The sequence below is a fragment of the Lysobacter sp. 5GHs7-4 genome (genome assembly GCF_021284765.1).
Classification (GTDB): Bacteria; Pseudomonadota; Gammaproteobacteria; order Xanthomonadales; family Xanthomonadaceae; genus Lysobacter.
Map to the genome: position 1 here is coordinate 4,094,349 of NZ_CP089924.1, position 17,855 is coordinate 4,112,203.

18 protein-coding genes are annotated in these 17,855 nt (G+C 69.5%); 4 read left to right on the forward strand and 14 right to left on the reverse strand.

The window, feature by feature from the left end:
- Positions 1-18: 18 nt before the first annotated feature.
- From LVB77_RS18445 to glyA, 4 genes are read right to left on the reverse strand one after another with little or no spacing between them, the layout of a single operon-like run.
- Positions 19-504: a hypothetical protein gene (locus tag LVB77_RS18445; protein ID WP_232907537.1), complete on the reverse strand. Its 486-nt coding sequence runs from the start codon at positions 502-504 to the stop codon at positions 19-21.
- Positions 505-517: 13 nt separating this feature from the next.
- Positions 518-1,036 carry a transcriptional regulator NrdR gene (gene nrdR / locus LVB77_RS18450; RefSeq protein ID WP_232907538.1) on the reverse strand — a complete coding sequence of 173 codons (519 nt, stop codon included), beginning with the start codon at positions 1,034-1,036 and terminating at the stop codon, positions 518-520.
- A 52-nt stretch (positions 1,037-1,088) separates the two neighbouring features.
- On the reverse strand, positions 1,089-1,724 hold the full coding sequence (locus LVB77_RS18455; protein ID WP_232907540.1) for a TonB family protein: 636 nt from the start codon (positions 1,722-1,724) through the stop codon (positions 1,089-1,091).
- Complete coding sequence (gene glyA / locus LVB77_RS18460) at positions 1,717-2,970, reverse strand: serine hydroxymethyltransferase (RefSeq protein WP_232907541.1); 1,254 nt, start codon at positions 2,968-2,970, stop codon at positions 1,717-1,719. The genes LVB77_RS18455 and glyA overlap by 8 nt, the downstream gene beginning before the upstream one ends.
- Before the next feature lie 225 nt (positions 2,971-3,195).
- On the opposite strand from glyA, the gene lpxO reads away from it, so the two are divergent.
- The 4 genes from lpxO (at position 3,196) to LVB77_RS18480 (ending at position 8,444) form a co-directional block, all read left to right on the forward strand.
- Positions 3,196-4,098 carry a lipid A hydroxylase LpxO gene (gene lpxO, locus LVB77_RS18465; RefSeq protein ID WP_232907543.1) on the forward strand — a complete coding sequence of 301 codons (903 nt, stop codon included), beginning with the start codon at positions 3,196-3,198 and terminating at the stop codon, positions 4,096-4,098.
- Positions 4,099-4,508: 410 nt separating this feature from the next.
- Complete coding sequence (ettA, locus tag LVB77_RS18470) at positions 4,509-6,167, forward strand: energy-dependent translational throttle protein EttA (protein WP_232907544.1); 1,659 nt, start codon at positions 4,509-4,511, stop codon at positions 6,165-6,167.
- Between the two features lie 374 nt (positions 6,168-6,541).
- Positions 6,542-7,354: an orotidine-5'-phosphate decarboxylase gene (gene pyrF, locus LVB77_RS18475; protein ID WP_232907546.1), complete on the forward strand. Its 813-nt coding sequence runs from the start codon at positions 6,542-6,544 to the stop codon at positions 7,352-7,354.
- A gap of 133 nt (positions 7,355-7,487) precedes the next feature.
- Positions 7,488-8,444 carry an MBL fold metallo-hydrolase gene (locus tag LVB77_RS18480; protein WP_232907551.1) on the forward strand — a complete coding sequence of 319 codons (957 nt, stop codon included), beginning with the start codon at positions 7,488-7,490 and terminating at the stop codon, positions 8,442-8,444.
- A 173-nt stretch (positions 8,445-8,617) separates the two neighbouring features.
- Here LVB77_RS18480 and LVB77_RS18485 read toward each other — a convergent pair whose 3' ends face one another.
- The 10 genes from LVB77_RS18485 to LVB77_RS18530 all read right to left on the reverse strand — a co-directional run bounded on the left by LVB77_RS18485 (position 8,618) and on the right by LVB77_RS18530 (position 17,778).
- Positions 8,618-9,457: a glycosyltransferase family 2 protein gene (locus LVB77_RS18485; protein ID WP_232910359.1), complete on the reverse strand. Its 840-nt coding sequence runs from the start codon at positions 9,455-9,457 to the stop codon at positions 8,618-8,620.
- A gap of 40 nt (positions 9,458-9,497) precedes the next feature.
- On the reverse strand, positions 9,498-10,331 hold the full coding sequence (locus LVB77_RS18490; RefSeq protein ID WP_232907553.1) for a glycosyltransferase family 2 protein: 834 nt from the start codon (positions 10,329-10,331) through the stop codon (positions 9,498-9,500).
- A gap of 68 nt (positions 10,332-10,399) precedes the next feature.
- Positions 10,400-12,619: a type II secretion system secretin GspD gene (gene gspD, locus LVB77_RS18495; protein WP_232907554.1), complete on the reverse strand. Its 2,220-nt coding sequence runs from the start codon at positions 12,617-12,619 to the stop codon at positions 10,400-10,402.
- 10 nt (positions 12,620-12,629) lie between these two features.
- Entirely contained in the window at positions 12,630-13,448 is an 819-nt protein-coding gene (locus tag LVB77_RS18500; RefSeq protein ID WP_232907555.1) for a general secretion pathway protein GspN, read from the reverse strand.
- Complete coding sequence (gspM, locus tag LVB77_RS18505) at positions 13,438-14,124, reverse strand: type II secretion system protein GspM (RefSeq protein WP_232907557.1); 687 nt, start codon at positions 14,122-14,124, stop codon at positions 13,438-13,440. The genes LVB77_RS18500 and gspM overlap by 11 nt, the downstream gene beginning before the upstream one ends.
- Positions 14,114-15,325 carry a PilN domain-containing protein gene (locus tag LVB77_RS18510; RefSeq protein WP_232907563.1) on the reverse strand — a complete coding sequence of 404 codons (1,212 nt, stop codon included), beginning with the start codon at positions 15,323-15,325 and terminating at the stop codon, positions 14,114-14,116. The genes gspM and LVB77_RS18510 overlap by 11 nt, the downstream gene beginning before the upstream one ends.
- On the reverse strand, positions 15,322-16,236 hold the full coding sequence (locus LVB77_RS18515; protein ID WP_232907565.1) for a type II secretion system protein GspK: 915 nt from the start codon (positions 16,234-16,236) through the stop codon (positions 15,322-15,324). Before LVB77_RS18515 ends, LVB77_RS18510 begins: the two co-directional genes overlap by 4 nt.
- Positions 16,233-16,904, reverse strand: coding sequence for a general secretion pathway protein GspJ (locus LVB77_RS18520; RefSeq protein ID WP_232907566.1), 672 nt, complete (start codon positions 16,902-16,904; stop codon positions 16,233-16,235). Before LVB77_RS18520 ends, LVB77_RS18515 begins: the two co-directional genes overlap by 4 nt.
- Positions 16,901-17,362: a prepilin-type N-terminal cleavage/methylation domain-containing protein gene (locus tag LVB77_RS18525; protein WP_232907567.1), complete on the reverse strand. Its 462-nt coding sequence runs from the start codon at positions 17,360-17,362 to the stop codon at positions 16,901-16,903. The genes LVB77_RS18520 and LVB77_RS18525 overlap by 4 nt, the downstream gene beginning before the upstream one ends.
- Complete coding sequence (locus LVB77_RS18530) at positions 17,359-17,778, reverse strand: GspH/FimT family protein (RefSeq protein WP_232910360.1); 420 nt, start codon at positions 17,776-17,778, stop codon at positions 17,359-17,361. Before LVB77_RS18530 ends, LVB77_RS18525 begins: the two co-directional genes overlap by 4 nt.
- Positions 17,779-17,855 lie beyond the last annotated feature (77 nt).

Here is a 17,855-nt window from a genome sequence, read left to right on the forward strand (position 1 = left end):
GCGCGCAGACGGTGAATGTCACCGCCGACGATCGTCGGCGGGATCGAAGCTGGCGTGCGGCGCGTGACGGCGGAACTCGGCGAGGAACGCGTCCATGTCGTCCAGGGCGAGGTACTCGCGATCGATGCCATCGCGGTGCTCGCCGACCAGCCGGTGCACCCGGCCGCGCGAAGTGTAGATGCGCACGCGGACGAACCCATCGAGCCGATCATGGACTTCATGACGTGCATCGGCCCAGTACAGCTTGCCGCCGTCGAACCACATGCCAGCCGTCTCGTGCATGGCCCAGTACTTGGCCTCGACCTTGCGCTCGTGCATGGCCATCAGCACCAGCGCGGCCGCCAGGCCCAACACCGCCACCAACACCACCGGTTCTTTCAATGCGCCCACCATGCCCAGCGGCAACGCGATCAAGGCGAATACGATCGCTCCCCAGCGCGTAAAGCCGGTGAGGCCGCGGCGCAATTCTTCACGCACGAAGCGAAACCTACGCGGAGTCTCCATCGCGGGTTCTCCGTCAGCGCTTGCGCGACTTTTCGGGCATGGGCTCTTCGCCCAGCAGCGGCAGCTGTCCGTCGCCGGGGATGTCGCGTTCGAGGCGGTCGAGCTCCTCGCGGAAATCGGCCACGTCCTCGAACGAGCGGTAGACCGAGGCGAAGCGCACGTACGCGACATGGTCGAGCTTGCGCAGCTCGGCCATCACGAACTCGCCGACCCGGCGCGACGGCAGTTCGCGCTCGGCGGTCATGCGCAGCTGGTGCACCACCGCGCGCACCGCGGCTTCGATCTGTTCCTCGGCCACCGGCCGCTTCTGCAGCGCGCGGTCGAAACCCACGCGCAGCTTGCGCGCGTCGAAGGCTTCGCGGCGGCCGTCGCCCTTGATGATCATCGGCAGCTTGAGCTCGATGGTCTCGAGCGTGCTGAAGCGCTCCCCGCAGGCCTCGCAGACGCGGCGGCGGCGGATGGTGGCGCCGTCGTCGGACACGCGCGAATCGATCACGCGGGTGTCCTGGTGCTGGCAGAAGGGGCAATGCATCAAGCCACCGTGGGTCGGTACGGGAATGGGAAACCGCGGCGTCCGGAGCCGGTCATTTGTGGCGCCGGAACCCGTACTGCGGCCCGTCCGGATAGAAGCGCAGGCTCACATTGCCATAGTCCGCGACCGGCCGGCCATCGCGCAGCGCCGGCTGGAAGGTCACCTGCTTGGCGAACGCCAGCGCGGGCCCGTCGAACACCGTGTCGTTGCTGCAGATCACCATCGCGTCGCGGGTGCGGCCCTGGGCGTCGACGATGACCTTCACCACGACCTCGCCGACCTTGTCGCCCGCGGCGGCGGGATAGACCGCCTTGGGCCGGTTGTTCGGCTCCGGCGCGCGGCTGCCGGGCAGCGAATAGGGATCCGGCGCGTGGCCGCGATCCTGCTCCGACAACCACGGCACCTGGTTGCGGGCATGGAAGTCCGAGATCTCGCGCCAGCTGGCGCGGTACTGCCCGCCAGGCATGTACACCTGGCAGGTCGGGATGTAGTAGGTCTCGGTCATGCCGATGTTCTGGCTGAAATCCACCGCCGGCTTCGGCGGCGGCGGTACGTCGACCACGACCGCCGTGGCGGCCTCGGCCGGCGTCAGCGTCTTGTACTCGACCGCCGGCGGCGCCGCGGCGGCTTGCATGCCCAGGCATGCAAGCCAGCCGGCGGCCGTCAGCCGCAGCAAGGTTTTAGCCATACACCGGGAATTGCGCGCACTGCTTGGTCACGTTTTCGCGCACGCCGGCGATGACCTGGTCGTCGTTCGGGTGGTCGAGCACGTCGCAGATCCACTCGGCCAGCGCCACGCAGTCGGCTTCCTTGTAGCCGCGGGTGGTGACGGCCGGGGTGCCGATGCGCAGGCCCGAGGTCACGAACGGCTTCTGCGGGTCGTTCGGCACCGCGTTCTTGTTGACGGTGATGTGGGCCTTGCCCAGCGCTTCCTCGGCGGCCTTGCCGGTGATGCCCTTGCCGATCATGTCGACCAGCATCAGGTGGTTCTGGGTGCCGCCGGAGACGATCTTATAGCCGCGCGCGATGATGGTCTTGGCCATGGCCTGGGCGTTCTTCACGACCTGGGCCTGGTAATCCTTGAATTCCGGCTCCAGCGCTTCCTTGAACGCCACCGCCTTGGCCGCGATCACGTGCATCAGCGGACCGCCCTGGATGCCCGGGAAGACGATGCTCTGCAGCTTCTTGACCAGGTCCTCGGAGGCGTCCTTGGCGACGATGATGCCGCCGCGCGGGCCGCGCAGGGTCTTGTGGGTGGTCGAGGTGACCACGTGCGCGTGCGGCACCGGGCTGGGGTAGACGCCGGCGGCGATCAGGCCGGCGACGTGGGCCATGTCGACGAACAGGTAGGCGCCGATCTTGTCGGCGATCGCGCGGAAGCGCGCCCAGTCGATCACCTGCGAATACGCCGAGAAGCCGGCGACGACCATCTTCGGCTTGTGCTCCAGCGCCAGGCGCTCGACTTCGTCGTAATCGATCAGGCCCTGATCGTTGACGCCGTACTGCACGGCGTTGAACAGCTTGCCGCTGGCGTTGACCTTGGCGCCGTGGGTGAGGTGGCCGCCGTGGGCCAGGCTCATGCCCAGGATGGTGTCGCCCGGGTTGAGCAGGGCGAAGTACACCGCCTGGTTGGCCTGCGAGCCCGAATGCGGCTGCACGTTGGCGTAGTCCGCGCCGAACAGTTCCTTCACGCGATCGATCGCCAGCTGCTCGGCGATGTCGACGTACTCGCAGCCGCCGTAGTAGCGCTTGCCCGGGTAGCCTTCGGCGTACTTGTTGGTCAGCACGCTGCCCTGGGCCTCCAGCACGCGCGGGCTGGCGTAATTCTCCGAGGCGATCAGTTCGACGTGGTCTTCCTGGCGGCGCGCCTCGGCCGCGATGGCCTGGGCAAGCTCGTCGTCGAATCCGGCAATACGGGTCTGGCTGGGGAACATTCGCGGCCTCGGAGGGAAAAACGGACGTGGGGGGAGGGGGGAGCGTCGCGTCGGGCCTGAGCCGGCGTTAACCTTCGAGCAGGCTAGACGGAAGACTCGAAATGTTAGCCTAGGGGCGTATGGCGGCCAACCGCCAAGGACGGGCCCGCGGCCCCTTGTGGCACCAAGGAGGCGCAGGATCGGCGCCCCACCCCCTTCCCCACCGCTTTACTGGATGTCCCGACCGTGAAATGGGTCTTCGTCTTCCTGTTCCTGGCCAGCGCCGTGTACGTGCACCTGCGCGGCAAGGTACGCCACCGTCTGGGACGGCAATTGCTGGACCATTCGACCTTCATGGCCCCGATCAACGTGCTGATGTACGCCTGCTCGCGGGTGCCGACCAGCCCCTTCATCGAGCCCGACCGCCACTTCCCCGAGCTCGAACCGCTGCGCGCGCGCTGGCGCGAGATCCGCGAGGAAGCCCTGCACCTGCGCGAACTGCAGCACATCAAGGCCGCCGACGGCTACAACGACGTCGGCTTCAACTCGTTCTTCCGCCGCGGCTGGAAGCGCTTCTACCTGAAGTGGTACGACGAGGCCCACCCCTCGGCGGCCGAGCTGTGCCCGCGCACCACGCAGCTGCTGCGGCAGATCCCGGCGGTGAAGGCGGCGATGTTCGCCGAGCTGCCGCCGGGCGGCGAGTTGCGCCCGCACCGCGACCCCTTCGCCGGCTCCTTGCGCCTGCACCTGGGCCTGGACACGCCCAACGACGACGCCTGCTTCATCGACGTCGACGGCCAGCGCTACAGCTGGCGCGACGGCGAGTGGACCATGTTCGACGAGACCTATATCCACTGGGCCCAGAACGCCTCGCAGGCCAACCGCATCATCCTGTTCTGCGACATCGAGCGGCCGATGCGCTTCGCTTGGGCGCGCGGCATCAACCGCTTCGTGGCCAAGCACTTCATCGCCGCCGGCGCCTCGCCGAACATGGAAGGCGACAAGACCGGCGGCATCAACCGGTTGTTCAAGTACTTCTACGCCCTGCGCCTGAAGGCCAAGGGCCTGCGCGAGCGCAACAAGACGCTGTATTACGCGCTCAAGTACGCGCTGGTGGTGGCGGCGATCGCGTTCGTGATCTGGCTGTAGGGCGGGCCTGCGGAGCTACGCGACCTTCGTTCGGGCCTGACATCGCGAATCCCCCCGATCGTCGTTCCCGCGAAGGCGGGAACCCAGGGCTGCACCGACGTGGGCCTCGTCGAAGCATGGCGCTGAAGCCATTGGCTCGCGCATTCGCGCCGGCCTTGCCGTGGCCGCATGGCGCTGAAGGCACTGGATCCCCGCTTTCGCGGGGATGACGGCCTAAACACCGCGAATCCAGCCAATCCCGCTCCCGCCAAGTCGGAAGCAGAGCATTTCGGGCGTTTCACCCCCCGGTTCAGCCGCCCGCCGGCCCCGCGCTGGCACCCCGCCCTGCGCTGCGGGATAATTGGGGATTCCCGCCCCGCCCCGACGGCCATCCCCGGCCCGGCTCGGCGCGTCCACGCTTCGGAGTCCGCATGCAATACATCTACACCATGAACGGCGTCAGCAAGGTCGTGCCGCCGAAGCGCCAGATCATCAAGGACATCTCGTTGTCGTTCTTCCCGGGCGCCAAGATCGGCCTGCTCGGCCTCAACGGCGCGGGCAAGTCGACGGTGCTGAAGATCATGGCCGGCGTCGACCAGGACTTCACCGGCGAAGCGCGTCCGGCCACCGGCATCAAGGTCGGTTACCTGGCCCAGGAGCCGCAGCTGGATCCGGCCCATACCGTGCGTCAGGCGGTGGAAGTGGGCCTGGGCGAAATCATCAACGCCCAGGCCGCGCTGGATGCGGTCTACGCCGCCTACGCCGAGGAAGGCGCCGACTTCGACAAGCTGGCCGCCGAACAGCAGCGTCTTGAATCGATCCTCGCCGCCGGCGACGCGCACACCCTGGAAAACCAGCTCGAAGTCGCCGCCGATGCGCTGCGCCTGCCGCCGTGGGACGCCGTCGTCGGCAACCTGTCCGGCGGCGAGAAGCGCCGCGTCGCGCTGTGCCAGCTGCTGCTGCAAAAGCCCGACATGCTGCTGCTCGACGAACCCACCAACCACCTCGACGCCGAATCGGTCGAATGGCTGGAGCAGTTCCTGGCCCGCTACACCGGCACCGTGGTGGCCGTCACCCACGACCGCTACTTCCTCGACAACGCCGCCGAGTGGATCCTCGAACTCGACCGCGGCCGCGGCATTCCGTGGAAGGGCAACTACACCGACTGGCTGGTGCAGAAGGACGAGCGCCTGAAGCAGGAAGAGAACCAGGAAAAGTCGCGCCAGAAGGCGATCCAGAAGGAACTCGAGTGGGCGCGCAGCAACGCCAAGGGCGGCCGCAGCAAGGGCAAGGCGCGTCTGGCGCGCATCGAGGAACTGCAGTCGGTCGACTACCAGAAGCGCCAGGAAACGAATGAAATCTTCATTCCGCCGGGCGAGCGCCTGGGCAACAAGGTCATCGAGTTCAAGAACGTCACCAAGAAGTTCGGCGACCGCTTGCTGATCGAAGACCTGAGCTTCGCCGTACCGCCGGGCGCGATCGTCGGCATCATCGGCCCCAACGGCGCCGGCAAGTCGACGCTGTTCAAGATGATCATCGGCAAGGAACTGCCGGACTCGGGCACCATCGAGACCGGCCCGACCGTCAAGCTGGCCTACGTCGACCAGAGCCGCGAAGCGCTGACCGGCAACCACAACGTGTTCCAGGAAGTCTCCGGCGGCCTGGACATCCTCAACATCAACGGCATCGAGATCCAGTCGCGCGCCTACATCGGCCGCTTCAACTTCAAGGGCCAGGACCAGCAGAAGATGGTCGGCTCGCTGTCGGGCGGCGAACGCGGCCGTCTGCACATGGCCAAGACCCTGCTGCAGGGCGGCAACGTGCTGCTGCTCGACGAACCGTCCAACGACCTGGATATCGAAACCCTGCGCGCGCTCGAGGATGCCCTGCTCGAGTTCCCGGGCAACACCTTCGTGATCTCGCACGACCGCTGGTTCCTGGACCGCATCGCGACCCACATCCTGGCCTTCGAAGGCGACTCGCACGTCGAGTTCTTCCAGGGCAACTACCGCGAGTACGAGGAAGACAAGAAGCGCCGCATGGGCGATAACGCAGGTCCGCATCGTTTGCGGTTCAAGGCGTTGAAGTGACGCATCGGCCCGGCCGCGCAATGCGCGGCCGACTTTGCCGATGCGTCATCCCCGCGAAAGCGGGAATCCAGAGTCGCGACACCGCTTCCTGCTAGCCGCGGCACCCAGCACCCATCGGGAGAGACCCGATGGCCGGGGAAGGTTACGACGCGACTCTGGATTCCCGCCTTCGCGGGAATGACGAGCAAAAAAGCAAAGGCTAAGTTCTTGCCTTCGCGGGAAACGACGAGCAAGAAAACAAAAGCTGGATTCCCGCCTTCGCGGGAATGACGAGCGAAGGGCAAAAGCTGGATTCCCGCTTTCGCGGGAATGACGAGCAAACCCGAAGCAGAAACCACAAGCAAGCCAGGCACAACCCACAAGGCCCGCGCCCCATGAGCTTCATCGACGCACTGCGCACCCGCTGGCAATCGGCCGACACCTTGGTCTGCGTCGGCCTCGATCCGGAACCGGCCAAGTTCCCGGCGCAGTTCGCCGCCGAGCCCGACGCCGTGTTCGCCTTCTGCCGCGACATCGCCGACGCCACGGCCGAGTACGCCTGCGCATTCAAGCCGCAGATCGCGCACTTCGCCGCGCTGGGCGCCGAGGACGCGCTGGCGCGTTTGATCGCCCACATCCACGCGCAGCACCCGGGGATCCCGGTGATCCTGGACAGCAAGCGCGGCGATATCGGCAGCACCGCCCAGCACTACGCCGCCGAGGCCTTCGACCGCTACGCCGCCGATGCGGTCACCGCCAATCCCTATCTGGGCCGCGATTCGGTGCAGCCGTTCCTGGACCGCGCCGATCGCGGCGTGATCGTGCTGTGCCGCACCTCCAATCCCGGCGCCGGCGATCTGCAAGATCTGATGGTCGACGGCCGTCCGCTGTACCAGCATCTCGCGCAGAAGGTCGCGCAGGACTGGAACGTGCACGGCAATTGCGCGCTGGTAGTCGGCGCGACCTGGCCGGAACAGCTGCGCGAAGTGCGCGCGATCGTCGGCGCGGTGCCGTTCCTGGTGCCCGGCGTCGGCGCCCAGGGCGGCGATGTCGAAGCGGTGGTGAGCAACGCCAAGACCGCCGATGGCACCGGCCTGATGGTGAGCTCCTCGCGCGCGATCCTGTACGCGTCCAACGGCGCCGACTACGCCGAGGCCTCGGCGCACGCGGCGAAGTCGCTGCGCGACGAGATCAACCGCTACCGCTGAGGGTCGGCACGCCTGCCCCGAGCGAGCCGACGGCACGCGACCGGCTGCCCGCGTCTGCAGGCGGCGATTAGCGGTGTTCGCGGCATCGCATTTCCTTATGAGCGCGGCGCCGCGTTCGCGTTAGGCTGGCGGCATGGACACTCCCGCCGATCCACGCCGTCGCCGCCTGCTCGCGGCCACTCCGTTCGCGCTCGCGGCAGGCGCCGCTCCCGCACTGCCCACGCTCGCCAGCGCGATCGCGCGCAAACGCACACGGCTGGTCCTGCTGGGCACCGCGGGCGGTCCCACGCCCAAGGCCTTGCGCGCCGCGCCGGCCAGCGCGGTGGTGATCGACGGCGCGGTCTACGTGGTCGACTGCGGCAACGGCGTGGCGCGGCAGCTGGCGCTAGCCGGTCTGTCGCTGGGCGCCATCGCCGACGTCTTCATCACCCATCATCATTCCGACCACAACGCCGACTACGGCAACCTGCTGTGGCTGGCCTGGGCCGCCGACCTGCGCCATCCGGTCGACACATGGGGACCGCCGCCGCTCAAGCGCATGACGCGGCAGTTCTTGGCCATGAACGATGCCGATATCCGCACCCGCATCGCCGACGAGGGCCGCGCGCCGCTGGCGCCGATGATTCGTGCGCACGAGCTCAAGCGCGGCGGCGTGGTGATGCAGGACGAGCGCGTCAAGGTGACCGCCGCCCTGGTCGAGCATCCGCCGGTCGCACCCGCGTTCGCCTACCGCTTCGACGGACCGGACCGCTCCATCGTGTTCTCGGGCGACACCCGCCCCTCGCCCGCCCTGGTCGAACTGGCGCGCGGCGCCGACGTGCTGGTGCACGAGGTGATGTATCTGCCGGCCTTGGAACGCCTGATCGCCAGCGAAGCGCAGGCCGCGCGCCTGCGCCAGCACCTGCTAGACAGCCACACCACCACCGAACAGGTCGGACGCCTGGCCAGCGAGGCCGGAGTGAAGACGCTGGTGCTCAACCACTTCGTACCCGGCGGCGACGCCTCGCTGACCGATGCGGTGTGGCGCGAGGCGGTGTCGCCGCATTTCAAGGGCGAGCTGATCGTGGGGCGGGATTTGATGGAGATTTGAGGGCGAGAGCAAATCCCCCTACCCCCCCTTTTTCAAAGGGGGGAACAGCAACAGCGCTTCAAAGGAGGGGCTACCAACGGCCACGTCCTGCTCTTGCCCCTTTGAAACACGCCCCGCTTTTGATTCCCCCCTTTGAAAAAGGGGGGCTAGGGGGGGATTTGCTTTTGCTCCGCTCACCGCAACCAAGCCCGCAAAGCCGCGATCGGAAACCGCAGCCAGATCGCCGCGAACACGCCGGCACGTGTCAGCGGCCCGCGGCGCGCGTATTCGAACTTGCGGAAATAGCGCCACAGCCCGCGGTGCTTATGCCACTCCACGAACAACGGTCGCGAGCGGCTGGACACCCCGCGCACGTGCAGCACGCGCACCTGGTTGGCGACCGCGACCGTGGCGCCGGCCTCGCGCGCGCGCCGGCACAGGTCCAGGTCTTCGGCGTGCAGGCGATAGCCCGGATCGAAACCGCCGATGCGCGCGAACAAGGCGCGCGGCATCAGCATCAAGGCGCCGGACACCGCCTGCACCGGCTGCAGCGCGCGAGCGTCGTCGGGCGCGAGATTGAGCGCCGCGGTCGGCGCGCGTCGCAGAGCGCCGGCCAGCATGCCGGCGAAGTCGGGGTCGTTGCGGCGCGCGGCGCCGTCGCGCACGCCGTCCTCGTCGACCAGGTCGGCGCCCAACAGCGCGTCGCCCAGCGGCGCGGCCAGCGCGCGCAGGCGCGCCAGCGCGTCGGCTTCGAGCAGGCAGTCGGGATTCACGAATGCCAGCCAGCGCGCGGGCACCGCGCCCAGATCGTCGACGCCCTGATTGCAGCCGACGCCGAAGCCCGGGTTGTCCGGGTTGTCGATGAAGCGCACGCGCGCGTCGCCGGCCGCATGGCGCTGGACGATGTCGAGCGTGCCGTCGCTGGAATGGTTGTCGACCACGCGGATCGCGCTCACGCCTTGGGCCGCGCGCAGACGCGTCAGGCAGTCGTCGATGGTGGCCGCACTCTGGTAGCTGACCACGATCGCGGCGATGCCGTCGTTCGCGTCGGCCGCTGCGTCGTTGCCGGAAATATCAGGTAAAGAAGTCACGTTGCGGATCCGGGGGGTCGACGCCGTCCAGCAGCGCGGCCAATCGTTCGCGCGAACCGCGTAGCGGGTCGCTCATCAAAAAACCCGCCAGGCGCGCGTGCCAGTCCGGCCAGCGCACCGCGAGATGGTCCATATCGCCGTCGCAAGGTCCGCCTTCGCCGCGGCGGGCGACGAAGGCGGTATCGCACAGCGCATTGCGCCAGCCCAGGCCGGACAGGCGCAGCGACAGGTCGGTCAGGGCCGCGTACCAGGAGCCGTAGCTGGCGCCGTCGAGGCCGCCGGCGCGCTTGCGCGCACTGCCGCGCAACAGCACCGCGTGGCCGACCGCCGCGGGCAGTTCGGGGTACAGCGCCGGCATGCCGGCGGCCGCGCGCGACAGCCGCTCCAGATCGCCCGGCACCGCTTCGATCTCGCCGATGCGCGGCCAGGACGCGGCTTCGCCGGCGTTGCTCCAGGGCGTCGCGGTGGCGATGGCGCCGTCGCTGCTCAGGCAGGCCGCGAGCCGGCTGAGCCAGCCCGGCGCGGGAATCGCGTCCGGCGCCAGCACCGCCACGTCGGCGTCGCCGCACACCGCCAGCGCCTCGCCCAGGTGCGCGGCCTCGCCGATCGGCCGCTGCCGGCGCGTGTAGTCGGCCTTCAGCGGCGTGCGCGCCATCCAGCGTTCGACGATGGCGTAGCCGCGCGGCCCGGCCTGGGCGTCGTCGGCCAGCCAGACGCGCGTGCCCGGCGGCGTGCACGCGTCCAGCGCGGCCAGGCAGGCGTCCAGCGCGTCGTCGTCGACGCCGACCGGGACCACGACGATGGGCAGTTCGAGCATGCGCAGACGATCCGCGATCGCTCGCGGATCCGTCAAGGCCGCAACGCCCGGCCCGGACCTGTCCGGGCTCAGGGCTTGCGGCGCTTGGGCTGCAGCGGCTCCAGGGCGCGGAAGCGGCGGCCGTACTCGTCGGTCAGGTTGCGCACTTCCTGCGGGTTACGCACGATCGTCGGCGTCAGCAGGATGATCGTCTCCAGACGCTCGTTGGTCGAGGACTGGCGCCCGAACAAGCCGCCTATCACCGGAATCCGGCTCAGCCCCGGGAAACCCGAGGAGCCGCGGCCGAGCTGGTCGCTGATCAGGCCCGCCATCAGCACCGTGTCGCCGCTCTGGATCGCCGCCTCGGTCTTGAGCTTGCGCGTGTCGATGCGGACGTTGCCGTTGCGGTCGGGGTTGCCGGTGGGGCTGCTGACTTCCTGCACGATGTCCAGGAACACCATGCCGTCCTTGCTCACGCGCGGACGCACCTTGAGGATGATGCCGGTGTCCAGGTACTGGACCTGGCTGTAGGTGTTGTCGTTGTTGGAGCCCGGATTGACCGTGACCGAAGCGATCGGAATGCGGCTGCCGACGTTGAGCGTGGCCTCGGCGTTATTGCGCACCAGCACCGACGGCGACTGCAGCAGCTGCACGTCGGTCACCGCGTCCAGCGCGCTGATCACCGCCGCGGCGTTGCGGCCGAGGAAGGTCCAGCCCAGGCCGCCGGTGCCGTTGGTGGTGTCGACCGGCTTGATGCTGCCGGCCAGGGTGCTCCAGGTGGTGCGGCCGACCGCGTCGGGCAGGCCGTTGTCGGTGACCGCGCGCTCGAAATACCAGTTCACGCCGTAGGACAGGTCGCCGCGCAGCTGCACGGTCGCGACCTGGGCCTCGATGTGCACCTGCATCGGCATCACGTCGAGCTTGTCGATCACATCGCGGATCGAGCGCCAGGCGCCCGGGCTGCTGCGCACCAGCAGCGAGTTGGTTTCCTCGACCGCGGCCACGCCCACGCGCGCGCCATCGATCTCCAAGGTCACGCTGCCGTTGCCGCTCTGGCGCGAGCCCAGCGACATTTCGCCGCCGCCACTGCCACCGCCGGTGCCGCCGGTGCCGCTGTCCTTGCCGCCGATGTTGGCGGTGGAACCGTTGGCGCCGTCCTGCAGCTCGACCGGGTCCAGGCCCGGCATCAGCGAGGGCGAGCCGCCGCCGGAATCGCCGCTGCCGCCGCTGCGGCCGCCGAACACTTCCGACAGGCGCTGGGCGAGTTCCTTGGCCTTGATGTACTTGAGTTCGTAGGTGAACAACTGCATCTCGCCGCCGGCGCCGTCGATGCGCTCCAGCCACTGCTGGATGTCGTCCAGGTAGTCCGGCTGCGTGCTGATCACCAGCACCGCGTTGGCGCCTTCCAGCGGCATGAAGCGGAACATGCCCGCCACCGGCGACTTGCTCTGCTCGCCGAACACCTTCTCCAGGTCGGCGACCACCTTGGTCGCCTTGCCCGACTGCAGCGGGAACACGCCCACCGACATGCCCGACAGCCAGTCGACGTCGAAGATTTCGATGGTGTGCAGGTAGTTCTCGAGCTCGGCGCGGCTGCCGCCGATGCTGATCACGTTGCGCGCGCCGTCGACGTTGACGATCGCGTTCGGGCGCGCGTACGGCTTGAGGATCTTCTCCATCTCGGTGGCCGAGATGAAGCGCAGCGGCACGGTGCGCACCTCGAAGCCGCGCGCGGCCGACGCCGGCGCGGTGCTGGGCGCGACGTTGCCGGCCAAGGCCTGGTCGGCGGGCACGATGTTGTAGCGGCCGCCGCTGTAGACCAGGCGCGCGTTGTTCCAGCCCAGCACCATTTCCAGCAGGTTCATCGCCGCCGCGGGGCTGACCGGCTTGGGCGTGGACAGGGTCACGGTGCCCTGCACGCCCGGCGCGATCACGTAGTTCTGGCCCAGCATGTCGCCGAGGATGGCCTTGACCACCGCGTGCAGCGACTCGCCTTCGAAGTTGAAGGTGGCCGAGCCGCTGGTGGCGCCGATGCCTGCGGGCGCTTCGGCCGCGGCGCTGCGGTTGATGACCTGTCCGGTGCCGCGGCGGATCTGCGGACGCGGGCCGCGGTTCTCCTCCGGCAGCGGTTGCGACGACACCGGATCGGCCGAGGACGTGCCGGCGGTGCCGGCCTTGCCGACCAGGGCGTTGGGATCGGCATCGCGCCGGATGTCCGGGACCGGCGCGCTCGCGCAAGCCGCCAGCAGGCTGGCGATGGTGAAGCCGATGATGGCGCGGGACGCGGTTGGGTTGTGACGTAGCTTCATGCGTTCACTCTCACGGCGTCTTGGCCGGGGGTTGCTGGGCTTGCTGTTGCCGCAATTGGGCGCGACGCGCCTCGATCCTTTTGCGGATGGCTTCCATCTGCGCCTGCTCGGTCATCGGTTCGCTACCGGACGGGGCGATGGTGGTGGTGCTGTTGGTGACGGGTGCGACCTGAGCGGGACCGCCGTTGGTCGCGACCGGCGCCGGCATCGCGGTGGCGCTGCGCGCGACCGGTTGCGGCGGCGGCGGCGGCGGTCGCGTGTTCGGCCCGCTCGGATTGGGCGCGGCCGCCGGCGGCACCGCGACCGCGGTGGGCGGCTGGCCACCCTGACCGTCGTACACGCGCAGGTCCATCTCGCGCCGGCCTTCGGGGCCTTCGAACACGGCCCTGCGCGGATCCAGCGAACTCAGGCGCCAGGCCGGATGCGATTCGGGTACTTCGCCCAACTTGACCCGCACCGACTCGCTGCCGTCGGCCGGCTGCAGGATCGCCATCTGCAGGGTCGGGGTGATCAGCACGCTGGTCAGCACGTAGTCGAAGGTGTTGGCCTGCGCGGCCTCGTCGCCCTTGCCCTGGACGAAGAACGCGCGCGGGCGGCGATCGTCCATCAGCAGCGGGCGCGCGGCGATTTCGCCGTACTGGGTGAGCGGGCCGACCCGTGGCTGCGCCGGCGGACGCGACTGCGGCAGGGCCTGGACCAGGCTGGCGTCGTCGTCGAGCAATCGCGTGGCGCGGCCCATGCCGGCCAAGGCCAGCACCCAGGCCAGCACGGCCCAACCGGCGACGGTGGCGAGCAACCAGGTGCGCGGGCTGGCGGCGTCAAGGCGCATCGGCGGCTCCTGGCATATCGACGGCGGGCATGCCGACCGCGGGCTTGGCGGGCGCCGCGGCCTTGGGGCTGGGGCGCAGGTAGCCGTACAGGTCGAAGCTCACGTCGACGCCGCCGTCGGACGAAGGCCGGCCGGTGCCCGGCACGAAGTAGCCGCGCGCCGACAGCAGATTGAGGTTGCCGACGAACAGGCGCGGCGAGCCGCTTTCCAGCGCGTGCAGCACCGCCGCGGTCTCGCCGGTGCCGCAGCGCAGGCGCACCTGCACCACCACGCGCGCATAGCGATCGCGGCGGCTGGTGTCGGCCAGCGGCGAACGGTTGTCGATGCGGCAGCTGCGATTGCCGGGGCTGGCCTGGGCGACCACGTTCTCCAGGCGCTGCACCAGCGCCGCGCTGGCCAGTTCCGCCGAAGCCTCGGGCAGGAAGCCCGGCTGGCCGGCCTGTTGCTGGCGCACCTGCTGCAGGCGCTGCTGCACCTGCGGCGCCTGCTGCAACTGCATGCGCTGGCGCAGCTCGCGTTCCTTCAGGCTGTCCAGGCGCTCGTTCGCTTCCAGCATCGGCACCGTCCACCACGGGTGGATCAGCACCGCATAGCCCAGCGCCAGTACCGCCAGCAGCAAACCCAACGCCGCCCAACGGTCGCGTTCGATGCCCCACACTTTCACGTCATTGGCCACGGGCGTTCTCCGCACGCGGCGGACCGATTTCGGCGGTCAGGGTGAAACGGTCGCGGCCGCTGGTGGGATCGGGCTGCACCGCGCCGGTCAACGCCGGCGAACGCCACAACTGCGTGCCCTGCAGCCGCGCGATCAGCGACGAAGCCTCGCGGCTCAAACCGATCAACAGCAGGCTGTTGTCCTCGATCGCCAGCTTCTCCAGATACGTGCTGTCCGGCAGGCGCTTGCTGAGTTCGTTGACCAGTTCGATCGTGCTCGGACGTTCGGCGCGGGTGCGGTCGAGGAACGCCTGGCCTTCGATCAGCGTGATCAGTTCCTGGCGCTGCGCGGCGGCATTGCGCGCGGCGACGGCGTGGCTGGCGATGGTCTGCTCAAGGATATCGGCGGCGCTGCGGCGATTGGCCAGCAACTGCCACATGGTCGCGGCGATCGCGATCAGCGCGACCGCGGCCAGGGCGAGGTTCCAGTACCGGAACGGATCGCTGTGGCTGCGGCGCTGCGCGGGCGGCAGCAGGTTCACCGCCAGCGGCGCGCCGTCGGCGCCGGCGACGTCGACGCCGGCCAAACTCTGGGCCAGCGGCCCGATCGCGGCCAGCTGCACGTTCAGGGCCTGCCGCGGCACCGCGACCAGTTCGGCGTCGAGCTGGCCGTCGCCCTCGCGGCGCGCCAGCACGCGCGCGTCGAACGCGACCGCGTCGGCGGTGAACGGCGTCTGCCGGTCGATTTCGAAACCGACCACGTCGCGCAGGCGATCGGCCGCCGCGGCCGGCAGGGTCAGGCGGCGGCGCAGGCCGCTCGCGGCCGGCAGCAACAGCCAGCGCGGCAGATCGGCCAGGCCGGACGGCAGCAACGGCGCCAGCGGATCGCCGGTGTGCGCGATCACCGCGTTAGGGCCGGACAGCGCAGCCAGTTCGGCCGACGCGGGGTCGGCATAGGCGGCCAGGCCGGGCAGCACGCCCAGCTCGCGCAGTTCGGCGCCGCGCTGCAGACGCAGCGACACCGCATCGCCCTGCACTTGCAGCAGCAGGCGGCCGCGGTCCATGCCCAGGGCCTGGCGCGCGCGCAGCGGCAGCCAGGCGGCGAGATTGCGCCCCCACCACGATAGGAAGCCGCCCGCGCCCGGCGCCAAACGGCCGCTCAGGCGTCGCAACGGATTGTCCGTCTGCCAGCTTCCCGGCCGGCTTTCGACTTGCGAGTTCATCGTGGCGAAGCTCCCTCCTCCCAACGCAACGGTGTATAGGCCATGCCAGGCACGGCACTGCCTCCGGCGCGCACGACGACCCGCAATACCGACTCGCGGCCATCGGAGAGCCGCGCGCGGCTGTCGATACTATAGGTGCCGCTGCCTTCGCCGACGAGACCGGGCAGTTGTCCGGGCAATCCGCCGCCCGGCATCGGCGTGCCGTCGGGGTTGCGACGGCCACGCTGGGCGACCACATCGGCGCCGTTCAGGCCCATCGCGTCCAGCACCGGCGCGGCGGCGAACGAGGGGTCGGGCTGGGCACGGCCGCTGTAAACGGTCAGATAGGGCTCCAGCTTGGCGTACAGGGCCGGGGTGAAGCCCAGGATCTGCTCGACCTCGGCCACGCTTTCGAACTCCGAGTCCTTGGCGCCGTAGGGCAGGCCCGCGGAGGCGTAGTCCGGGTCCTCGGCGCCGCCGGCGATCTGGGTCAGCGGGTCGGGATCGCGCCAGTCGACGATCGCCGACGCCAGTCGCGCCGCATCGGCCTGCTGCTCGATGCCGCCGGCGCCCTGGATCAGCGCGGTCAGCAGCGTCGGATCCGCCTGATTGAGGTCGACCTTGCCGTTCTCGTCGATCAGCTTCACTTCCACCTGGGCGCCGCCGTAGGACCAGCGGTAGGCGGTGCCGTCGGGACGCCATTGCAGGCGCGGATCGCTTTGCGTGACGCGTGTAAGCGCATATTCCATGCCCGCACGCGCGGCATTCTGCGCAATCAAGCCACGCATCAAGACCTTGCCCTGCATGTTTTCGACACGCGCCGACAGCGCGAACGCGCCGATCAGCGCGGTCAGCATCGCGATCAGCCACAGCACCAGCAGCAACGCGGCGCCGCCTGCCTTGTGCGTCGAGAACCGGCGCGGCGCGCTCATATCGTCCCCGGCACGATGCCGCGCGCCACGCTGGCCGCCAGCGGCAGCGACACCACCAGCGGCGGCCAGTCGCGGCCGTCCAGATCGGTGAAGGTGACCTCCACCATCAGCGGCAGTTGTTCCACGGTCTGCCAACGCTCCTGCCACTCGCCGAGCCTGCCGGTTTCGTCCAGCGCGCGATAACGGAAGCGCGCCGACTTCAGGCCCTCGACCAGCAATTCCGGCGGACGCTCCTGTTCTTCCTCGATGGTCAGCCCGGCCAGCACCATCGACAGCGACAGCATGATGCGCGCCTGATCGCCGTCGGACTCGATGGCGAAATCGTGCAGATACGGACCGCCGCGGCCCAGGTAATCCGGCAGGTCGGCGACGAAGCGCATGCGGTCGGGCTCGCCGATGAAGCGCTGCGGCAAGGCGCTGGACTGGTCGAAGCCGAACGCCACCGGCCGCGTCGCGATCAAACGCTTGCGCAGAAAGCCTTCGACCGCGCGCTGGCGCTCGTTACGCTGGGCCATGCCCTCGCCGCGCGTGGCGGTCTGGGTCGCCGCCGACAGCGTCGCGAACGCGAGCGCCACGCCCGCGGCCAGCAGCACCGTCGCCAGCAGGATCTCGATCAGGGTGAAGCCGGCGCCTGCGCGACGCGGCGATGCGGGCCAGGCGCGCGTCACGGCAACACCGCCTCGGTGCCGGCCTGCGCGCTGCGCAAGCTGCGCAACTGGAAGCGCTGCGCGGGACCGCCGTCGCCCCATTCCACCGCCAGGGTGATTTCGAACAACTGCGGACCGTTCACGTCCACCGGCTGCTGCGCCGCGGCCACCGCGCGGTCGCGCCATTGCGCCACGCCCAGGGTCCAGCGGTAGCGGCCTTCCTCGAAGTCCCCGCTTTGCTGGCCCGGCGACAGCGGCTCGGCCACGCCGATCTGGTCCAGCAGCGATTGCGCGTGCAGTGCCGCGCGCCCGGCATCGCCGGACCAGCGCACCTGCCGCGCCGAACCCGACAAGGTGCCCAGCAGCAGCGTCATCGCCAGCGCCAGCAAGGCGAAGGCGATGATCACCTCGATCAGGGTGTAGCCACGCTGCGCATGCCGCGCGCGCAAGCCGGCGCCGCGCCGCGGCGGCGCGCTCATCGCCGCGCCTCCACGCGCTTGAGCCGCACTTCGCCGGTCAGCCAGGTCACGTCGATGTTCCAGCCCGCGCGCTTGGCGCTGAGCTGGATGCGGCCGCCGGTGGAGGCACCGTCGTTGAAGAACACGATCGCGCCCTCGCCTTCGCGCGGCTGCGTCTGGCGCGCGCCGACGAAGGACAGTTTCAAGGACTTCGGAATCTCGCCGGAGCGGCCGTTGGCGCCGCTCCAGGTGTGCGCCGACGGGTCGACGGTGAAGGTCTGCTTCTGGCCGGTCGCGATCGCCTGGGTGCGGGTGTAGCGCAACTGCGCGGCCAGCTCCTTGGCGCTGCTGCGCAGCTGCATGCCGGCGATGCCGCCGGTGAAGGCGAACGCGGCCAGCAAACCGATCGCCGCGATCAACGCCACCACCAGCAGCATTTCCAGCAGCGTGAAGCCGACGCCGGCGCGGCGCGCGCGCACGCCCGCCCGCGCCGCGGCAAAGCCCCGGCCTCCCC